The sequence below is a fragment of the Microbacterium proteolyticum genome (assembly GCF_030818075.1).
GTDB classification, from domain to species: domain Bacteria; phylum Actinomycetota; class Actinomycetes; order Actinomycetales; family Microbacteriaceae; genus Microbacterium; species Microbacterium proteolyticum_A.
Genome location: NZ_JAUSZZ010000001.1, coordinates 3,260,927 through 3,278,718 on the forward strand (window position 1 = coordinate 3,260,927; position 17,792 = coordinate 3,278,718).

15 protein-coding genes are annotated in these 17,792 nt (G+C 72.3%); 5 read left to right on the forward strand and 10 right to left on the reverse strand.

Features of this window, described 5'->3' with window-relative positions:
- Nucleotides 1-37: 37 nt before the first annotated feature.
- The 3 genes from QE392_RS15210 to QE392_RS15220 are packed head-to-tail and all read right to left on the reverse strand — an operon-like array spanning nucleotide 38 to nucleotide 3,730.
- Entirely contained in the window at nucleotides 38-1,987 is a 1,950-nt protein-coding gene (locus QE392_RS15210; protein ID WP_307453218.1) for a VWA domain-containing protein, read from the reverse strand.
- The gene (locus tag QE392_RS15215; RefSeq protein ID WP_307453220.1) at nucleotides 1,984-2,919 is read right to left on the reverse strand and encodes an ATP-binding protein; all 936 of its coding nucleotides are present in this window, start codon (nucleotides 2,917-2,919) and stop codon (nucleotides 1,984-1,986) included. The genes QE392_RS15210 and QE392_RS15215 overlap by 4 nt, the downstream gene beginning before the upstream one ends.
- Before the next feature lie 49 nt (nucleotides 2,920-2,968).
- Complete coding sequence (locus QE392_RS15220; RefSeq protein WP_307453222.1) at nucleotides 2,969-3,730, reverse strand: fructosamine kinase family protein; 762 nt, start codon at nucleotides 3,728-3,730, stop codon at nucleotides 2,969-2,971.
- 46 nt (nucleotides 3,731-3,776) lie between these two features.
- Here QE392_RS15220 and QE392_RS15225 point away from each other — a divergent pair, with 46 nt between their 5' ends.
- Nucleotides 3,777-4,559: a DNA/RNA non-specific endonuclease gene (locus QE392_RS15225; protein ID WP_307453224.1), complete on the forward strand. Its 783-nt coding sequence runs from the start codon at nucleotides 3,777-3,779 to the stop codon at nucleotides 4,557-4,559.
- 7 nt (nucleotides 4,560-4,566) lie between these two features.
- On the opposite strand, the gene QE392_RS15230 is transcribed toward QE392_RS15225, so the two are convergent.
- From QE392_RS15230 to efeU, 6 genes are all read right to left on the reverse strand, one after another.
- Nucleotides 4,567-5,169, reverse strand: coding sequence for a class I SAM-dependent methyltransferase (locus QE392_RS15230; protein ID WP_307453226.1), 603 nt, complete (start codon nucleotides 5,167-5,169; stop codon nucleotides 4,567-4,569).
- Nucleotides 5,170-5,424: 255 nt separating this feature from the next.
- Nucleotides 5,425-6,069, reverse strand: coding sequence for a CE1759 family FMN reductase (locus tag QE392_RS15235; RefSeq protein ID WP_307453228.1), 645 nt, complete (start codon nucleotides 6,067-6,069; stop codon nucleotides 5,425-5,427).
- A gap of 1 nt (nucleotide 6,070) precedes the next feature.
- Complete coding sequence (locus QE392_RS15240; protein WP_307453230.1) at nucleotides 6,071-7,300, reverse strand: LLM class flavin-dependent oxidoreductase; 1,230 nt, start codon at nucleotides 7,298-7,300, stop codon at nucleotides 6,071-6,073.
- Between the two features lie 241 nt (nucleotides 7,301-7,541).
- Entirely contained in the window at nucleotides 7,542-8,768 is a 1,227-nt protein-coding gene (efeB, locus tag QE392_RS15245; protein WP_373426507.1) for an iron uptake transporter deferrochelatase/peroxidase subunit, read from the reverse strand.
- An 86-nt stretch (nucleotides 8,769-8,854) separates the two neighbouring features.
- Nucleotides 8,855-10,084 carry an iron uptake system protein EfeO gene (gene efeO, locus QE392_RS15250; protein WP_307453232.1) on the reverse strand — a complete coding sequence of 410 codons (1,230 nt, stop codon included), beginning with the start codon at nucleotides 10,082-10,084 and terminating at the stop codon, nucleotides 8,855-8,857.
- Nucleotides 10,085-10,145: 61 nt separating this feature from the next.
- Nucleotides 10,146-11,159, reverse strand: coding sequence for an iron uptake transporter permease EfeU (efeU, locus tag QE392_RS15255; RefSeq protein WP_307453234.1), 1,014 nt, complete (start codon nucleotides 11,157-11,159; stop codon nucleotides 10,146-10,148).
- A 186-nt stretch (nucleotides 11,160-11,345) separates the two neighbouring features.
- On the opposite strand from efeU, the gene QE392_RS15260 reads away from it, so the two are divergent.
- Nucleotides 11,346-12,362, forward strand: a complete 1,017-nt coding sequence (locus QE392_RS15260; RefSeq protein ID WP_307453237.1) for an isopenicillin N synthase family dioxygenase — start codon at nucleotides 11,346-11,348, stop codon at nucleotides 12,360-12,362.
- Nucleotides 12,363-13,075: 713 nt separating this feature from the next.
- On the opposite strand, the gene rpsO is transcribed toward QE392_RS15260, so the two are convergent.
- Nucleotides 13,076-13,345, reverse strand: a complete 270-nt coding sequence (gene rpsO / locus QE392_RS15265; RefSeq protein ID WP_071642334.1) for a 30S ribosomal protein S15 — start codon at nucleotides 13,343-13,345, stop codon at nucleotides 13,076-13,078.
- A 276-nt stretch (nucleotides 13,346-13,621) separates the two neighbouring features.
- On the opposite strand from rpsO, the gene QE392_RS15270 reads away from it, so the two are divergent.
- The 3 genes from QE392_RS15270 (at nucleotide 13,622) to QE392_RS15280 (ending at nucleotide 17,782) form a co-directional block, all read left to right on the forward strand.
- On the forward strand, nucleotides 13,622-13,843 hold the full coding sequence (locus QE392_RS15270) for a DUF167 domain-containing protein (protein WP_307453240.1): 222 nt from the start codon (nucleotides 13,622-13,624) through the stop codon (nucleotides 13,841-13,843).
- Nucleotides 13,840-15,144: an MFS transporter gene (locus tag QE392_RS15275; protein WP_307453242.1), complete on the forward strand. Its 1,305-nt coding sequence runs from the start codon at nucleotides 13,840-13,842 to the stop codon at nucleotides 15,142-15,144. Before QE392_RS15270 ends, QE392_RS15275 begins: the two co-directional genes overlap by 4 nt.
- Nucleotides 15,145-15,322: 178 nt before the next feature.
- Nucleotides 15,323-17,782, forward strand: a complete 2,460-nt coding sequence (locus QE392_RS15280) for a molybdopterin-dependent oxidoreductase (RefSeq protein ID WP_307453244.1) — start codon at nucleotides 15,323-15,325, stop codon at nucleotides 17,780-17,782.
- Nucleotides 17,783-17,792 lie beyond the last annotated feature (10 nt).

Here is a 17,792-nt window from a genome sequence, read left to right on the forward strand (position 1 = left end):
AATCGCGGACTCCTCCGCCTGCCGCCGGCGTCGCCTCTCAGTCGGCGGAGATCTCGACGCCGGCGGCGCGGAACGGCGCGAGAGTGCGCTCCAGCGGCGACCAGCCGCGCGGATCGAGCGGAACGAGCACGCAACGTCCGGCCCGGGCCGCGGCGCGCTCGAGCTGAGTGCGCAGGTCCCCCGTCGCTGTTCGCGGGTCGGCACGGCCGGCGAGATCGACCGTGGGCTGGCCGTCGCTGACGATCACGAGACGGCAGCGCTCGCGCGGGGCGTCGGCGAACTCCTCGAGGGCCCGGCGCACGGCATCCGCGAGGGGCGTTCCTCCCCCGCCCTCGGCGCTCGCGCGCTGCAGCGCGGCGCGGGCGCGCGAGACGCGCGGCGTGCGCTCCTGCACGAGGCGGGCGTAGGCACCGGCGGCGAGGATCACGCTCACGTCTCCCCGGTCGCGGTAGACGTGTCCGAGGGCGACATCGGCGACGCGCCGCGCGTGGGCGGCTCCGGCGGCGCCCATCGACGACGACCCGTCGACCACGACGACCGTGTGCGTCGCCGTGGGCTGCGCGCGCAGCCGACCGCGCAGGTCGTCGCGACGGACGACGAGCTCTCCCCGCGCCCCCGCGGCCGCGTGCCGGTGCACGGCACGCTGGAGGGAGGGCAGCATCGAGATGCGGCCATCGGCGCGTTCCGGTGCGACGATGCGTCCCGGGCGGCCGCGGCCGCTGCCCGCCCGTGTCGCACCGCGGCGGGCGGAGCGCCCCGACCGCACCGTCGCGCGCGCGGGCGGATCCGTGAGGACCGGCACGGCGAGGGCGGCCGCGCGGACGGAGGGCATCGCGTCGGGGTCGCCGTCGACCGCGGTTCCGGCCTCGGGGGCGGCAGCGCCGGCATCGCCGCGATCGGGCGCCGAAGAGCCGTGACCGCGCGGTCCATGCGACGTGTGAGGCGGCGCATCAGCGTCGGCGTCCGGTCCGCAGGCATCGCCGGCACCGGGCTCATCGGGCGCCGCGGTGCCGTCGGACGCGTCGTCGCCCGTTTTGTCGGCGCGTGTCTCGTCGGCGGGGTCGCCGCTGCCGTCGGATCCGCCGGGCTCGGCTGCGTCGACGGCATCGGGCGCGTCCGCGTCGTCGCCCCCTGCACCGGGCGGCTCCGGGCCCGTGGTGGCTTCGTCGCCGCCCTGGTCTCCTCCGACGCCGCCGCCGACCGGCTCGTCGGGGTCATCGGCATCCGATTCGGGGACGTCGTCGTCCACGGTGGCGGGGCCGGGGTCCTCGCCCGCGCCCGTGAGCCCCCGCCCGTGCGGTACCGCCACCCACGCGCGTACGACGGCGACCGGGTCGCCGTCGTAGCCCGTGTCGACGAGGGCGGATGCCAGCGCGCAGGCCGCGACGTCGAGAGCGCCGTCGTGCACGCCGTGGGCGGCGAGGGCGGCGATGACGCGACGCCAGAGTCCCGCCTCGCCCTCGCCCGGGGGCCGACGCCCCGGCGGAACGACCGCGTCGACGTCGACGACGGCCGTGCAGCGGCGGCGGACGGCGGCGGGCAGCGTCGCCGCATCCGCGCACAGGGCGAGGGTGCGATCGGCCCGGGGCGGCGACTGGTGGGTATCCGCGAGGCGGAGGACCCCGTCGGCGTGCGGGCGCAGCTGACGGAAGAGTGTCTCGGCGCGATGCGCGTCACCCGCGAGCGCGAGCCCGAACGGCGCACCCGAGCACCACGCCTCGATCGTCGCGTGGACCGCGGCCGGCAGGACGATCTCGCCACCGAGACGAGCCCGCAGGTCGGCTGCGCGCGGCGAGGCGCTCTCGCCACCGACACGAGCCCGCGCGTCGGCTGCGCGGTCCACGCGCGGCGAGGCGCTCTCGCCACCGACACGGCCCCGCACCTCGGCTGCGCGGTCCGTGCGCGGCGAAGCGCTCTCGCCACCGACACGGGTCCGCACCTCGGCTGCGCGGGCCGCGGGGGTGGCCTCGCGCGAGCGCGTCGTCACGCGACGCGCCGCCCGAGCACGGACGCCGCCGCGACCCGCACGCGGGCGGCCGCCGCCGTGACCGGCTCGAGGGCCGTCCGCGGCGCGCGGTGCTGCAGGGCGGGAACCGCGACGGCCGCGAGATCGTGCACGGTCACGGCCGGCCGACCCGCCAGCGCGGCCGCCGCGCGAGCCGCCCGCACGAGCACGAGCTCGGCGCGGTGCCCCACCGCCCGCGCATCGACGCAGATGCGAACGGCCGCCTCGAGCACGTCGTCGCCGAGGTCGACGGCGGCGCACCGTTCGCGTGCGAGGCGGATGCGCGCGGCCAGCCGCTCCTCCCGCTCCGCCCACTCGAGCGTGAAGGCCCCGGGATCCCGCTCGAACGCCACACGGCGGCGCACGATCTCCCACCGCTGCTCGACGTCGCGGATCGTCGCGACCGGCGTCGACAGGCCGAAGCGGTCTTCGAGCTGCGGGCGCAGTTCGCCCTCCTCGGGATTGCCGCTGCCGACCAGCACGAACCGGGCGGGGTGCGTGTGGCTGAGACCGTCGCGCTCCACGGTGTTCACGCCCGACGCCGCGACATCGAGCAGCAGGTCGACGAGGTAGTCGTCGAGCAGGTTGACTTCGTCGATGTACAGGATGCCGCCGTGCGCCGCCGCGAGCAGCCCCGGCGCGTAGGCGATCTCACCGCGGAGCGCGCGGTCGATGTCGAGCGATCCGAGTACGCGGTCCTCGCTCGCCCCGAGCGGCAGGTCGACCACGGGCATGTCCAGTCCCTCGCGAGCGAGCAGCTGCCCGAGGCCGCGCACGGTGGTCGACTTCCCCGTCCCCCGATCGCCGAGCGCCAGCACCCCGCCGACCGCGGGGTCCACCGCGCAGAGGGTGAGGGCGTGGCGCAGCTCGTCCTGACCGATGACGGCGGTGAACGGGAAGACGGGTGAGGTCATGGCATCCATTGTATTGAGAACGCTTCTCAATAGATGGACGCCTCGATGCTCACCTCAGCGCGAGCGTCCGCTCCGCAGCGCTCACGAGCGCGCGTCCGTAGGAGGGGCCGTGACCTGCCGCGTGCACCGCCAGCGGGTGGAGCTGATGGAGGGGCACGCGGGCGCGCCATCCCTCCCGCAGGGGGTGAGCCGCGTCGTAGGAGGCGACGATCTCTTCGAGGAACGGGCACCCGAACAGGGCCAGCATCGCCAGGTCGGTCTCGCGATGGCCGCCGTGCGCCGCGGGATCGATGAGCACGACACCCTCGTTCGACCAGAGGACGTTCCCCGCCCACAGGTCGCCGTGCAGGCGGGCAGGAGACTCGTCGTCGTCGAACGCGCCGTCGGCGATGAGGGCGCACGCGCGGCGCACCAGCGCTGCCCCGGATGCCGAGAGGTTGCCGGCGGCGACGGCGACGGCGAGGAACGGCTCGACGCGCTGGGCGGCGTAGAACGCTCCCCAGGTGGGGGTGGGGCGCGCGGGTTGAGAGCGCCGGCCGATGAAGATGTCGCCGCGCCAGCCGGGCGGCGGCGAACCGAACGCGTCGGCACCGGCCGCGTGCGTCGTGGCGAGCGCGGCGCCGAAGGCACGGGCGGCGTCCGCCGTGGGTCGCGCTTCACCGACGCGTTCGAGGGTGATGCGTCCCTCGACCACCTCGACGACCCGGGCGATGCGCGCACCGCGCGCCTCAGCGAGCCAGCTCAGTCCCGCGGCCTCGGCGGCGAAGAAGCCGGCGGGCGCATCGGACCGGGTCTTCACGTGCTGTTCCATCGCTCCAGTCTGTCGCGATGTCGGAGGTCACCGGCACGATGGACGCATGAGCGACGGTTACGACTCCGACTTCCTCGGCATCCCCCTCCCCCTCCCCGAGCCCGAGCGGGCGACCACGCGACTGGACTACCCGCGGTTCTCGGTGCTGCTCGATGAAGAGCGGCGTTTCGCCGCGGTCACCGGCGTCGTCATCGACGGGGCGAGCCTGCGCGACCAGCCGCGCACCGGCGAATGGCGCCTCGACCCGCGTGTCGACGACGAGGCGCAAGCCGGTCCCGAGGTGTACAGCCGCAACGACCTCGACCGCGGCCACCTCGTGCGTCGACGCGATCCGGGGTGGGGCTCGGCCTCCGAGGCCCAGGATGCCACCGAGGCGACGTTCTTCTACACGAACGCCGCCCCGCAGGCCGCCGGGTTCAACCAGTCGAAGGAGCTGTGGCTCGGTCTCGAGGACCACGTGTTGGCGTATGCCGAGACCACCGACCAGCGGATCGCGGTGTTCACCGCCCCGGTGCTCGATGAGGACGACCCGCCGTACCGCGGGATCCGGGTGCCGCTGCGGTTTTGGAAGATCGCTGCCTGGCGCAGCAGCGACGCTCTGGCCGCCGCCGGATTCATCCTCGATCAGACCCATCTGGTCGACACGCGACAAGGGCTCGTGGTGACTCCGCTCGGCGCCTTCCGCACGTTCCAGGCGCCGATCGCCGACATCGCGGCCGAGGCCGGCATCGACGTGGGCCCGCTCGCCATCGCCGACACGTTCGTGCGTCGAGGTCTGCGGCCCGTCGCGGCGCGCGAGCTGCAGGGCGTCGACGACATCGTGCTGTGAGACCCGCTCAGCGCACCCGCACCGCGTGCAGCAGCGTGTCGATGGCGGCCGCCGCGTGTCCGTCGCGCAGTTCGGCATCCGCGCTGGTTCGCACGATCCGCTCGCACCGTTCGACGCGGAAACGATCGTCGAGGGCGCCGCGTAGGAGTTCCGGGGTGTACAGGATCGCGGGGTCGGACGGACCGTGCCCGCCCGCCGCGATGTTCTCGACATCGTGGCCGATGACGAGGAGCGTTCCCCCGGGAGCGACCCACTCCGCGATCCGCGCGACGGCCGCCGCGCTGTCGGCGAGGTGCAGATAGCACGAGACGACGAGGTCAATCGGCGCCGCGGGCTCCCACTCGTGCACGTCGGCGTGAACCCAGGTCACGGCGTCGCCGCCGGGCCGCGCCGCTGCGAGTGCGAGCCCCGCTTCCGAGAAGTCCACGCCGGTGCAGCGCCAGCCGCGCTCGGCCAGCCAGACGGCTGTGCGTCCGTCGCCGGTGGCGACATCGATCGCGGCTCCCGGCGCGAGAGCCGCCGCGATCTCCCGCACGACAGCGGGCGGTTGAGTCGCCCAGACTCCCCCGGCTGATGCGCGGTATCGCTCGTCCCACTGCGTGGCATCCATTCGACTCCCTCTCGTCGTTGCCACCCTAGGCGCGTCGCGTATTCGCACCGATCCGCGCGGGCCCGACCGTAGCCTCAGCGATCCGCACGACCCCAGCCCCGCCACCGCGATCACGACGGAGGTTGCGCCAGCGCCGTGCGCCCAGCCGCCCCCTGCGACACAGGTCGCGCAGATCGCTGAGACAGCGCCTGCGACCCGCCGCCGGCACGACGAAGCCCCGCCGCCCACACGGGCGACGGGGCTCTGCGACAGGGCTCACTCCCCCGACAGACCGCCCAGCAGGTGACCGAACGAGCGGCCCTCGCCGAGGTATGACGACGGGTCGAACGGATCGGCATCCTGGACGGGTTCGCGGGCCGCGATGGCGTCCGCGAACTCCCGGGCGCCGCGCTCGACGCGCGAGCCGAGAGGGGCGACCTCGTCGGCGTTCGCGCCCCAGTCGCTGGATGCCGCGAACACACCCGTCGGCACGGGGTTGGCGTGCAGGTAGGTGAAGAGCGGACGGATCGCGTAGTCGATCGCGAGCGAGTGGCGGGCCGTGCCGGCGTTGGCGCCGATGAGCACCGGGGTGCCGCCGAGCGCTTGCGGGTCGAGCACGTCGATGAACGACTTGAACAGACCCGAGTAACTCGTCGAGAAGATCGGCGTGACGGCGATGATGCCGTCGGCCGAGACGACCGTGTTGATCATCTGCTCGAGCGGGGCCGGGGCGAAACCGGTGAGCAGGTTGTCGGTGAGGTCGTGCGCGTAGTCGCGCAGCTCGAAGACGTCGCTCGTGGCGTCGATCCCGCGGGCGCGCAGCTCGGCGAGCGCGGCGTGGGCCAGCCGGTCACCCAGCATGCGCGTCGACGACGGGGTCGACAGCCCCGCGGTCACGACCGCGATGCGGCGGGCGGCCATCTCAGGCACCCACCTTGGTCGCTGCCGCACCGAAGGCGCTGCCCGAACGGGGGGCGGCATCCTGGTACGGGCTGCCCGCGGTGAGGTTGTCGCCGCGGTTCGCACCGGGCACGGCCTGGCGCGGGGCGGCGCCGGCGTAGATCTTCTCGACCAGGTTGGCGTGCGTGGGCGCGTCGGGCACCTCGGCCGGACGGTTCACCTGAAGCTCCTTGCGCAGCACGGGCACGACCTCGGAGCCGAGGATGTCGAGCTGCTCCAGCACGGTCTTGGTCGGCAGGCCCGCGTGGTCGATGAGGAAGAGCTGGCGCTGGTAGTCGCCGAAGGTCTCGCGCATCGCGGCGTAGCGGTCGATGACCTGCTGCGGCGAGCCGACGGTCAGCGGGGTCATCTGGCTGAAGTCCTCGAGGCTCGGGCCGTGGCCGTAGACCGGCGCATTGTCGAAGTACGGGCGGAACTCCCGCACCGCGTCCTGCGAGTTCGCGCGCATGAACACCTGGCCGCCGAGGCCGACGATCGCCTGCTGGGGCGTGCCGTGGCCGTAGTGGGCGAAGCGCTCGCGGTACAGCGTGATGAGGCGCTGGTAGTGCTCCTTGGGCCAGAAGATGTTGTTGGCGAAGAAACCGTTGCCGTAGTACGCGGCCTGCTCGGCGATCTCGGGCGTGCGGATCGAGCCGTGCCACACGAAGGGGGGTACACCGTCGAGCGGGCGCGGAGTCGAGGTGAAGCCCTGCAGCGAGCTGCGGAACTTGCCCTCCCAGTCGACGACGTCTTCGCGCCACAGCTTGTGCAGCAGGTCGTAGTTCTCGATGGTGAGCGGCAGGCCCTGGCGAATGTCCTTGCCGAACCACGGGTACACGGGGCCGGTGTTGCCGCGGCCGAGCATGAGGTCGGCGCGACCGCCCGACACGTGCTGCAGCATCGCGAAGTCTTCGGCGATCTTCACCGGGTCGTTCGTGGTGATGAGCGTCGTCGAGGTCGTGAGGATGAGGCGCTCGGTCTGCGCGGCGATGTACGCCAGCGTCGTCGTGGGCGACGACGACCAGAACGGCGGGTTGTGGTGCTCGCCGAGGGCGAAGACGTCGAGGCCGACCTCTTCGGTGTGCTTGGCGATCGTGAGCGTGTCCTTGACGCGCTGGGCTTCGCTCGGGGTCTTGCCGGTGGTCGGGTCCTGGGTGATGTCGCTCACCGTCATGACGCCGAACTGCATGCCGGGCCAGTTGCTCTCACTCATGATGCGCCTCCTACTTGTATGCATCTGAATATACATGGTGGAACGCATCGCGCCGAGGTTTATTCCCGGCCCCCGGCCCCGCGACCGCGCGGCCGGGAGCAAGGCCGCCGAAGTCGCACGATCCGCGCGAGATCACACGCTCGACGGCGACCCGAATGCGTCGTTTCGCGCGGATCGTGTGACTTCGCGGCTGCGCGGGCGGCGCGGGCACAGGGCGCGACCACGACGGGCACCCGCGGCGTCACGCGCTGAGCAGCCCTGCCCCCACCGATGCTCCCGCCGCCGGCGCGGGCGGAACGGCCCACAGCCCCGACCCGACGTGGCGGAGGTATTCGCCCATGGCATCCGTCGACAACGCCTTCTGCAGCGTGATGAAGCTGGCGGGACTCTTCTGGAACGACAGGAAGAACAGCCCCGCGTTCAGCCGCCCGAGGTCGGTCGTGCCGTCGACGAAGTTGTAGCCGCGGCGGAGGATCCGGATGCCGCCGTTGTTGTCGGGGTGCGCGAGGCGCACGTGACTGCGGGCGTCGATCGCCGGCTTCCCCGAGCTGCCGACGGCCGCGAAGTCCGGGGCCGTGAACTCGTCGCCGCCCGAGAGCGGCGCCCCCTTCGCCTTGTCGCGGCCCACGACGCGGTCCTGCTCGGCGAGGCGCGTGCGGTCCCACGTCTCGATGAGCATCGCAATCCGCCGCGCGACCAGGTACGACCCGCCCGCGAGCCACGCCGGACCCTCGGATGCCGAGACCCATACGTTCGCGTCGAGAGCGGCCGTGTCGTCGGCGAGGATGTTGGCCGTTCCGTCCTTGAACCCGAAGAGGTTGCGGGGCGTTGCCTGGTCGGACGTGGTCTTGGACGTGCGACCGAAGCCGAGCTGCGACCACCGGATGGTCGCGCGCCCGAAGGCGATGCGGCTGAGATTGCGGATGGCGTGCACCGCGACCTGCGGGTCATCGGCGCACGCCTGGATGCACAGGTCGCCGTCGGAGCGCAGCGGGTCGAGGTCGTCGCCGAGGAACGCCGGAAGACGCTCGAGCCCCGCCGGACGCTGGCCTTCGAGCCCGAAACGGGAGTCGAAGAGCGACGGCCCGAAGCCGAACGTGATGGTGAGGTTGCTCGCGGGCAGCCCCAGCGCCTCGCCCGTGTCGTCCGGCGGCGCCTCCGGCGATCCGCCGACCGCGCCGGTCGCGCTGACGTCGAGCCCCTGCATCATCCGCGTCGCCGCGTACGTCCAGTCCGCGAGCAGCTCGGCGAGATCGTCGCGGGTGGTCCGCGCCATCATGTCGTACGCCGCGAAGTGCAGGTGGTCCTGCACCGGCGTCGTGATCCCGGGCTGATGGATGCCGGATGCCGAGGCAACGGCATCCGTCGCCGCCTGCGCCTGGTCACGGCCGAGGGCCATGCCCCCCAACACCCCGCCACCGGCACCCAGGGCGACGCCGGCCGCACCCGCGCCGAGGGCCAGGCCCATCAGGCCACGGCGCGACAGGCCGCGCTCCTGCGGCGACTCTGCGATCGTCGGGGCCGTGGCATCCGGAGTCTGCTGGTCGTTCACACTCACTCCAGGATGGTGACCGTCAGCTGCGACAGCGGCTCGGCGAGGGCGTTGATGAGGTCGGTGAACTGCCGCTTGTCGGCTTCGGTGAGCTGGGCGTACGGCACGAAGCCGGCGTCGGCCGACCCGTGCGCGGCCAGTGCCGCCTCGAGGTCGGCGTATCCCGAGTCGATGCGCGTGACGAGCTCGGCGCCCTTGTCGCCCTTCGACTCCGCGAAGTCGCGTACGAGCGAGAAGGCCATCTTCGACCCCTCGACGTTGGCGGCGAAGTCGTAGAGGTCGGTGCCCGACCACCAGTCCTCCTCGCCGCTGATCTTGCCGGTGGCCACCTCGTCGAGCAGCGCGATGGCGCCGTTCGAGATGCCCGCGACACCCTGCGCGTCGAGGGCCTGCGTGAACTCCTCGCCGTGCACGTAGTCGTAGAGCTCCTGCGTGTCGGCGATCAGCTTGTCGCCGTAGGTGGCGCGCTCCGCGGTGGTGGAGGGAGCCCAGTCCTTCCACGCCGGGGTCTCGCCGTCGGCGTTCAACGCATCTTGCGCGGGGACCCACAGGTCTTTCTCGATGCGGTGGAAGCCGGTCCAGTCGAGACCCTCCGCCACGGCGTCGACCTCGCGATAGTCGATGCGGGGGTCGAGGTCGCCGAGCGCCTCGGCGATGGGCTCGATGCGCTCGTAGTACGCGCGCACGCGCGGGAACTGCTCGCGCGCGGCGGCGTCGTCGCCCGACTCGTAGGCGGCGGCGAAGGTCTGCACGGCGGGCAGCAACTGGCCCACCTGGTCCTTCACGAAGGCGGCGTAGAGGCCGACCGCCTGCTGCTTCTGCTCGGCATCCGGACCCTCCACCGCGACCGCGTCGCCGGTGACCGAGAAGCTCGCCTTGCCGACACCGTCGCCGACCATGCCGGGCTTGCACAGCGTGTAGTAGTCGCCGGGCTGCGCGACGACGGTGAGGCTGCGCGAGGCGCCGGGGGCGATGTTCTCGACCTCGCCGACGATGCGCAGCCCATCGGATGCCAGCAGGTAGAACTCCGTGGTCTGGTCGCTCTCGTTGCTCACGTCGAAGGCGACGGTTCCGCTCGGTGCCGATGCGGCCGACACGGCGCATCCGTCGGCGGTCGAGGTCACGGTGAGGGCTCCGCCGGCGGCCGCGTCGGTCTTGGCGACGCAGCCCGACAGGGCGAGGGCGGCGACGCCGGCGACGGCCGTGGCGGCAAGGAGGCGTGTCGAGGTCATGATGCTCCGATCGGTGAGGGACGGATGCCGCGGCTTCGGGTGCGCGCGGACAGCCGGGGTCTTAGGAGGCGGCGGGGGCCGTGCTGGTGACCGCCCCGGGGGCGGCAGGTGCGGCATCCGCGAGGGGAGCTGGGGATGCGGCATCGGCGACCGAAGCCGTGGGTGTGGCGGAAGGCTCCGTTTCACGCGGGCGGCGGGGGCCGCGTACGCCGCGCACGAAGAGCGGAGCGACGACGGCGACGTAGACCGCCCAGGCGATCACCTGCAACCAGGTCATCTGCGGCATGAATCCGACCGTGGCCTGCAGGAGCACCGCCAGAGCGCTGTCGGGGGCGATGACCGACGACACGTCGAACGCCCAGCCGAAGGGGAAGCCCGCCCAGCCGGTCAGCACGAGTCCTGTGGCCGGGTCGACCGGGGCTCCCGCGCCGAAGGGGCCGGGAAGCGCGCCGGCTTCCTGCAGGTCGTGGAAGGCGTAGGCGAGCACACCCGCCGCCACGATCACCAGGAATCCCCCGGTCCAGGTGAAGAAGCGTCCCAGGTTCAGCCGCAACATGCCGCGGGCGATGAGCCAACCCAGCACGGCGGCGACGACGAGACCCACGACCGCGCCGAGAAGCGCGTCCGCCTGGTCTTCGATGGACTGCACCATCGCCCACAGGAAGAGCGTCGTCTCGACGCCTTCGCGCGCAACCGACACGAACCCGACCGCCACGAGCGCCCACACGCCCCCGCGCAGGGCCCGGTCGACACCGCTCTCGAGCCCTGCCTTCAGGGTGCGGCCGGCCTTCTGCATCCAGAAGATCATCCACGTGACCATCGCGACGGCCAGGAGCGACAGCCCCCCGCCGAGCAGCTCCTGCGCCTGGAAGGTCAGCATGTAGGCGCTGAAGGTGAACGCCGCGCCCACCCCCAGCGCCAGCGCGATCGCGAGTCCGACGCCCGTCCGCAGCTTCGGCAGCGCGTCTCGGCGACCCAAGCGCGTGAGATAGGCGACGAGGATGCCGACGACGAGCGCGGCCTCGAGACCTTCGCGGAGGCCGATGAGGAAGGTGGCGAAGAAGCTGGCTAGCACGGGCGGGTGTTCCGACTTTCACGAGGAGGAAGGACCGCGACGCTGCGGGTCGGGTAAGGGCAGCCTCACCTGACTATGACACATTACGCACTTTCGTCGGTTCGCGCACCCCTGCATCACCCGGGGGCGACGGTAATCGGCGGCAACAATCGCCCCGGCGACCCGCGATCGACCTAGCCTCGTCGCATGTCCGACCTCGATCTCCCCGTTCTCGACCTCTCGCTCCTCGACGAGGGCCCGGATGCCGCCGCCCGCTTCCGCGACGACCTGCGCGCCGCGACGCACGACGTGGGCTTCTTCTACCTGACCGGCACCGGGGTCAGCCCCGAGCTGGAGGCGCGGCTGCTGCAGGCCGCGAAAGACTTCTTCGCGCTCCCCGAGGCCGACAAGCTCGCGATCGAGAACGTCACGAGCCCGCACTTCCGCGGGTACACGCGCGTCGGCGGCGAGCGCACGCAGGGCCGTGTCGACTGGCGCGAGCAAATCGACATCGGGCCCGAGCGCGCGGCGATCGACGACCCCGACACTCCCGGCTACAACCGTCTGATCGGGCCCAACCTCTGGCCGGCCGCGCAGCCCGAACTCAAGGACGTCGTCACCGAGTGGCACGATCACCTCACCGGTGTCGCCCGCAAGCTCCTGCGCGCGTGGGCCCTCGCCCTCGGGGCGGAGGAGCAGTACTTCGACCGCCACTTCGGCGACCCGCAGACCCTCATCAAGATCGTGCGCTACCCCGGCAAGGACGACCCGACGCCCCAACAGGGCGTCGGCGCGCACAAGGACTCGGGCGTGCTCACCCTGCTGTGGGTGGAGCCGGGCAAGGGGGGCCTGCAGGTCGAGCGCGACGGCGAGTGGGTCGATGCTCCCCCGGTTCCCGGGGCCTTCGTCGTCAACATCGGCGAGCTGCTCGAGTACGCCACGCAGGGCTACCTCCGCGCCACGAACCATCGCGTCATCTCGCCGCGCTTCCCCGACGAGCGCATCTCGGTACCGTTCTTCTTCAATCCCGCCCTCGACGCTCGTCTGCCGATCATCGATCTGCCCGCCGAGCTCGCCGCCGACGCCCGCGGCGTCTCCGACGACCCCACGAACCCCATCCATGCGACCTACGGCGAGAACGCCCTCAAGTCGCGGCTGCGCGCCCACCCCGACGTGGCGGAGCGCTGGCATCCCGACCTGCTGGCCGCGCGCGCGGCATCCTGACCTCGCCGTCCGATCGCCGGCCAGCGAGCGGCACTCGGCGTGCGCTCACGCATAAACACGATCGGTGCGCGTAAACACGACGACAGCGTGTTTCTGCGCACGAATCGCGTTTATGCGGAGGTTCGCGGGGCTCGGGGAGGCACGACTCCCCGCGCGGCTGCGCGCCCACCCCGACATGACTGAGCGCCGGCATCCCGACCTGCTGGCCGCCCGCGCGGCATCCTGACCTCGCCCCCCGATCGCCGGCCAGCGAGCGGCACTCGGCGTGCGCTCACGCATAAACACGATCGGTGCGCGTAAACACGACGACAGCGTGTTTCTGCGCACGAATCGCGTTTATGCGGGAGTTCGCGGGGCTCGGACACGCACGACTCCCCGCGCGGCTGCGCGCCCACCCCGACATGACTGAGCGCCAGCATCCCCACCTGCTGGCTGCGCGCCGCGGCATCGTGACGTCGCCGTCCGATCGCCGGCCAGCGAGCGGCACTCGGCGTGAGCTCACGCATAAACACGATCGGTGCGCGTAAACACGACGACAGCGTGTTTCTGCGCACGAATCGCGTTTATGCGGGAGTTCGCGGGGCTCGGGGAGGCACGACTCCCCCGACGCGGCGACGCGGCGATCGATTCCCGGCATCCGGGAACGCCGAAGGCCGCCCCACACCGTGGGGCGGCCTTCCAAGAATGTTTTGCGCGATAGAACGCTGGCGCGATTAGCGACGCAGACCGAGACGCTCGATGAGCGAGCGGTAACGGTTGATGTCGACGTCCTGCAGGTAACCCAGCAGGCGACGGCGCTGACCGACGAGCAGGAACAGGCCACGGCGCGAGTGGTGGTCGTGCTTGTGTGCCTTGAGGTGCTCGGTGAGGTCCTTGATGCGCTGCGTCAGCATCGCGACCTGCACCTCGGGGGATCCGGTGTCACCGGGGTGCGTCGCGTACTCTTCGATGATCGCCTTCTTGACGTCTGCTTCGAGTGCCATAGATGGGATCCCCTTCCTTCTCATTGCGCGGCGCCCGTCACACGATGTGCGAGCTCTCTTTATCCGCGGCCGATCGAACGGCAACCGCATGAGTCTACCAGCATCCGGATGCCATCACCGCACCGCGGCACATCGGGCACCGCCGTCGGGTACCCGGCGCGCATCCGACTGACGGCGAGGGGCCGCAGCCCCGACAGCGCCTCGTGTCGGCATCAGCGCCACGCGTCGGGCGGCGGGAGCGTCATCGATGTCGGAACCCTGGCGTAGCCTCGGTCCGTGCAGCTCACCGTCCGCGTCAAGCCCGGAAGCCGCCGCGGTCCGCTCGTCGAAGACACCGCCGACGGTCTCGTCGTCCATGTGCGCGAACGCGCCGTCGACGGGGCCGCCAACGCGGGCGTCGTCCGAGCCGTCGCGGCGCACTTCGATGTGGCGCCCCGCGACGTGCAGATCCTCCGCGGGCACGCCGCGCGCATCAAGCGCCTGGAGGTCGACGCATGACGGTGAGCCGGAGCGCCTTCATCGACCTGCGCCCGCTCACCACCTCCCCGGCCTTCGCGCGCCTGTGGATCGGGTCGACACTGGCCGGACTCGGCGGACAGCTGACGGTCGTCGCGGTCATGCTGCACGTGTTCGAGCTGACCCAGAGCACGTTCGCGGTGTCGATGATCGCGGTGGCGGGGCTCCTGCCGATGATCGCCGCGGGCCTGTACGGCGGCATGCTCGCCGACGCCTTCGACCGGCGCACGGTCGCACTGCTGGCGGCGGTGGTGACCTTCGCCTCGACCGCCTTACTGGCGATCCTGGCCTGGTCGGGACTCGAGACGGTCGGGTGGCTCTTCGCCCTGAGCGTGATCAACTCCGCCGCCAACTCCATCGTCATGGCGACGAAATCGGCCATCACCCCGCGGCTGCTCCCCCGCGACCTCCTGCCGGCAGCCGCCGCTCTCCAGGGCGTCACGGTCGGCGTCATGGTCATGGCCGGCCCCGCCCTCGCCGGTGTCCTCGTCGCGTTCGCGGGGTACGCCTGGACCTACTCGCTCGACGTCGTGCTCATGACCTCGCTGTTCCTGGGACTGTGGTCGCTGCCGAAGCTCCGCCCCGAAGGAGAGGTGGTCCGCCCCGGTCTGGAGTCGCTGCGCGACGGCGTCCGGTTCCTCCGCCGAGCGCCGAACATCCGCCTGCAGTACCTCCTCGACATCGTCGCGATGACCTTCGGGCAGCCCGTGGCGCTGTTCCCCGCCATCGGCGCGGTGCTCCTGGGCGGTGGCGCGATCACCACGGGGGTGCTGACGGCCGCGGTGGCGGCGGGCGCCTTCCTCTCGAGCCTGTTCTCGGGCCCGATCGGACGCGTGCGCCGCCAGGGCCTCGGCATCGAACGGGCGATCCAGGTGTACGGGCTGTCCATCGGCGCTTTCGGGCTCGTCCTGCTCGCCGCCGGCCTCGGCTGGCTGCGCCCCGACGTCGTCGACGAGTCGCACGCCGCCGTCGCGCTCATCGCCCTCGCCGCGATGGTCCTCGCCGTCTCCGGCGCGGCCGACAACGTCAGCGCGATCTACCGCTCCACCATGATGCAGGCGGCGGTTCCGGATGCCATGCGCGGGCGCCTGCAGGGGATCTTCGTCGTCGTGGTGGCCGGCGGTCCCCGCGTCGGCGCTCTCTATGCCGGCACGCTGGCCACGATCGCCGCCCTGTGGGTGCCGCCCCTGTTCGGCGGCATCCTGATCCTCGCCCTCGTGGGCACGCTCGTTCGATTCTCCCCCCGCTTCCGCCACTACGACGCCCTGAACCCTCAGCCCTGAACCCGGCCCCGACCCGCCCGCGCCCCTCGCGCGCCCGCGCCGCCCGAAACTCACGCCCCCGGAGCTCACCGCGGACCACCGCCCCCTCGGCCTCACACCCTCCGACCCCGCCCACCCACTGTGACGCCGCGTTGCACGACACCGGCTCGCACCACCACGACGACGAGAGCATGGCGAGATGACGCGGACGCAGGAGAGCAGCGCCCACTGGGGCACCTTCCAGGTCGATGTGTCCGACGACGGTCGCACCGTCGTCGACACGCGCCCCTATGCGGACGATCCCGATGCCTCGCCGGCGATCGCGGGCGTGGCGGAGGGCCAGCATCATCCGCTGCGGGTCGTGCGCCCCGCCGTGCGGCGCCGCTGGCTCGAGCGAGGCCCCGGCCCCGACGACCACCGGGGCGACCCCGACGACGAGTACGTCGAGGTCGAGTGGGACGAGGTCCTCGACCTGCTCGCCGCCGAGCTGGACCGGGTGCGCTCGGCCCACGGGAATCGGGCGATCTTCGGCGGCTCGTACGGGTGGGGAAGCGCCGGGCGTCTGCACCATGCGCAGGGGCAGTTGCACCGGTTCCTGAACGCGATCGGCGGCTACACCTCGTCGAAGAACGACTACAGCCGCGGCGCGAGCCTCGTGCTGCTTCCCCACCTCATCGGGGCGGACGGGATGGAGCAGCTGCGCACGCGCCCACCCTCGTGGCCTCAGATCGCCGCGCACACCGATCTCCTGCTGTGCTTCGGCGGCATGCGCCTGTCGAACACGTCGGTGATCCCCGGCGGCCACGATCGCCAGGTCGTCGGCGGCCTCTCGCGCGACGCCGCCCGCACCACGAGGATCGTGACGGTCTCCGCGCAGCGCGACGACATCGGAGCCGACCTGGATGCCGAGTGGCTCGGGATCGTGCCCGGCACGGACACCGCCCTCCTGCTCGCGCTCACGCACACGCTCGTCGTCGAAGCACTCGCGGACGAGACGTTCCTCGCCTCCCACACGCACGGCGCCGATCGGGTGCGCGCGTACCTGCGCGGGGACACCGACGGCGTGGCGAAGACGCCGGAATGGGCAGCGCGCATCACCGGCGTTCCCGCCGCGACCATCCGCGACCTCGCGCGACGCGCCGCGGCCGGGCGCACCCTCGTCAACGTGACGTACTCGCTCCAGCGCGCCGAACACGGCGAGCAGGCCGTGTTCGCCGCCCTGACGTTCGCCGCCTTCCTCGGCCAGATCGGCCTGCCGGGCGGCGGTCTCTCGCACGGGTACGGATCGATGGGCGACCACGGGCTCGGAGTCGAGCGGGTGAAGCTGCCGACCTTCCCCCAGGGCCGCAATCCCGTCGACGACTTCATCCCCTGCGCCCGCATCAGCGATCTGCTCCTGCACCCGGACGAAGACCTGCCCTACGACGGTGGAACGCTGCGGCTACCCGACATCCGCCTCGTCTACTGGGCCGGAGGCAACCCGTTCCATCACCATCAGGATCTCCGGCGGCTGCGCCGCGGGCTGGCGCGCCTCCACACCCTCGTGGTCAACGAGTTCCACTGGACACCGACCGCCCGTCACGCGGACATCGTGCTGCCCGCCGCCACGCCCCTCGAGCGCGACGACCTCGCCGCCGGTCCCGGCGACTCCCGCCTGCGCACGATGCCGCGCGCGGTGGCGCCCGTCGGAGAGGCACGCGAGGAGTTCTGGATCTACGACCGACTCGCGGAGCGCCTGGGCGCGGACTACTCCGAGGGTCTGGACTCCCACGGCTGGCTCGAGCGCATCTACGAGACGTGGCGTCGCGCGAACACGGATGCGCCGCCGTTCGCCGAGTTCTGGCGCGCGGGCGGGACGCCACTCCCCCAGCGGCCGTATCGGGACGGGGCCTTCTCCGCGTTCCGTGCCGACCCCGCTGCGCACCCCCTCGACACCCCCAGCGGTCTGATCGAGGTGTTCTCCCCCACCCTCGCCGGCTTCGGGCTGTCGGATACCGCGGGGCACGCGCTCTGGATCGAGCCGCCCGTCGAGCCCGACTCGCCCTACGACCTGCAGCTGCTGTGCAACCAGCCGTCGCACCGCCTGCACAGCCAGCTCGACATGGCGGGGCCGAGCCGGTCCACCAAGGTCGCCGGTCGTGAGCCGGTGCGCCTGAACCCCGTGGATGCCACGGCCCGAGGCCTGAGAGACGGCGACGTCGCGATCGTCCGCAGCCCGCAGGGGAGCCTCCTGGCCGGTGTCGTGACCACCGACGCCCTGCTGCCCGGCGTCGCGCAGATGCACACGGGGTCGTGGTACGACCCCAGCGCACCGCATGTCGCGGACTGCGTGAACGGCAACGTCAACGTGCTGACGAAAGACGTGGGCACATCGTCCCTCACCCAGGCATCCAGCGGCGCGCGCGTCGCGGTCTCGATCTCCCGATACGACGGTCCCGTGCCCCCGGTCCGGGCGTACGAGCCGCCCCACCTCGAACACCGCCCCGGCGCCGGGCGCGCTGAGCGCAGACCGTCGGAGCGTCGGACACCGGCGCGCGGGCGAGGGAACGACCGCGCCCGCGCCCGCCCGTCGCCCCCGACCTCGCACCCCGGACGGGCGCCGAGTCCGAACGGCCAGCCCGCGGCGGATTCCGGCCATCGCACTCCCCCGCACCGGTGAATGTCGGAAC

Bases quoted from the DNA above. Each gene is read 5' to 3' on its own strand.
- QE392_RS15215 (WP_307453220.1), bottom strand. From the start codon at position 2,919: ATGACCTCACCCGTCTTCCCGTTCACCGCCGTCATCGGTCAGGACGAG.
- QE392_RS15220 (WP_307453222.1), bottom strand. From the start codon at position 3,730: ATGGAACAGCACGTGAAGACCCGGTCCGATGCGCCCGCCGGCTTCTTC.
- QE392_RS15225 (WP_307453224.1), top strand. From the start codon at position 3,777: ATGAGCGACGGTTACGACTCCGACTTCCTCGGCATCCCCCTCCCCCTC.
- QE392_RS15230 (WP_307453226.1), bottom strand. From the start codon at position 5,169: ATGGATGCCACGCAGTGGGACGAGCGATACCGCGCATCAGCCGGGGGA.
- QE392_RS15235 (WP_307453228.1), bottom strand. From the start codon at position 6,069: ATGGCCGCCCGCCGCATCGCGGTCGTGACCGCGGGGCTGTCGACCCCG.
- QE392_RS15240 (WP_307453230.1), bottom strand. From the start codon at position 7,300: ATGAGTGAGAGCAACTGGCCCGGCATGCAGTTCGGCGTCATGACGGTG.
- efeB (WP_373426507.1), bottom strand. From the start codon at position 8,768: ATGGGCCTGGCCCTCGGCGCGGGTGCGGCCGGCGTCGCCCTGGGTGCC.
- efeO (WP_307453232.1), bottom strand. From the start codon at position 10,084: ATGACCTCGACACGCCTCCTTGCCGCCACGGCCGTCGCCGGCGTCGCC.
- QE392_RS15260 (WP_307453237.1), top strand. From the start codon at position 11,346: ATGTCCGACCTCGATCTCCCCGTTCTCGACCTCTCGCTCCTCGACGAG.
- rpsO (WP_071642334.1), bottom strand. From the start codon at position 13,345: ATGGCACTCGAAGCAGACGTCAAGAAGGCGATCATCGAAGAGTACGCG.
- QE392_RS15275 (WP_307453242.1), top strand. From the start codon at position 13,840: ATGACGGTGAGCCGGAGCGCCTTCATCGACCTGCGCCCGCTCACCACC.
- QE392_RS15280 (WP_307453244.1), top strand. From the start codon at position 15,323: ATGACGCGGACGCAGGAGAGCAGCGCCCACTGGGGCACCTTCCAGGTC.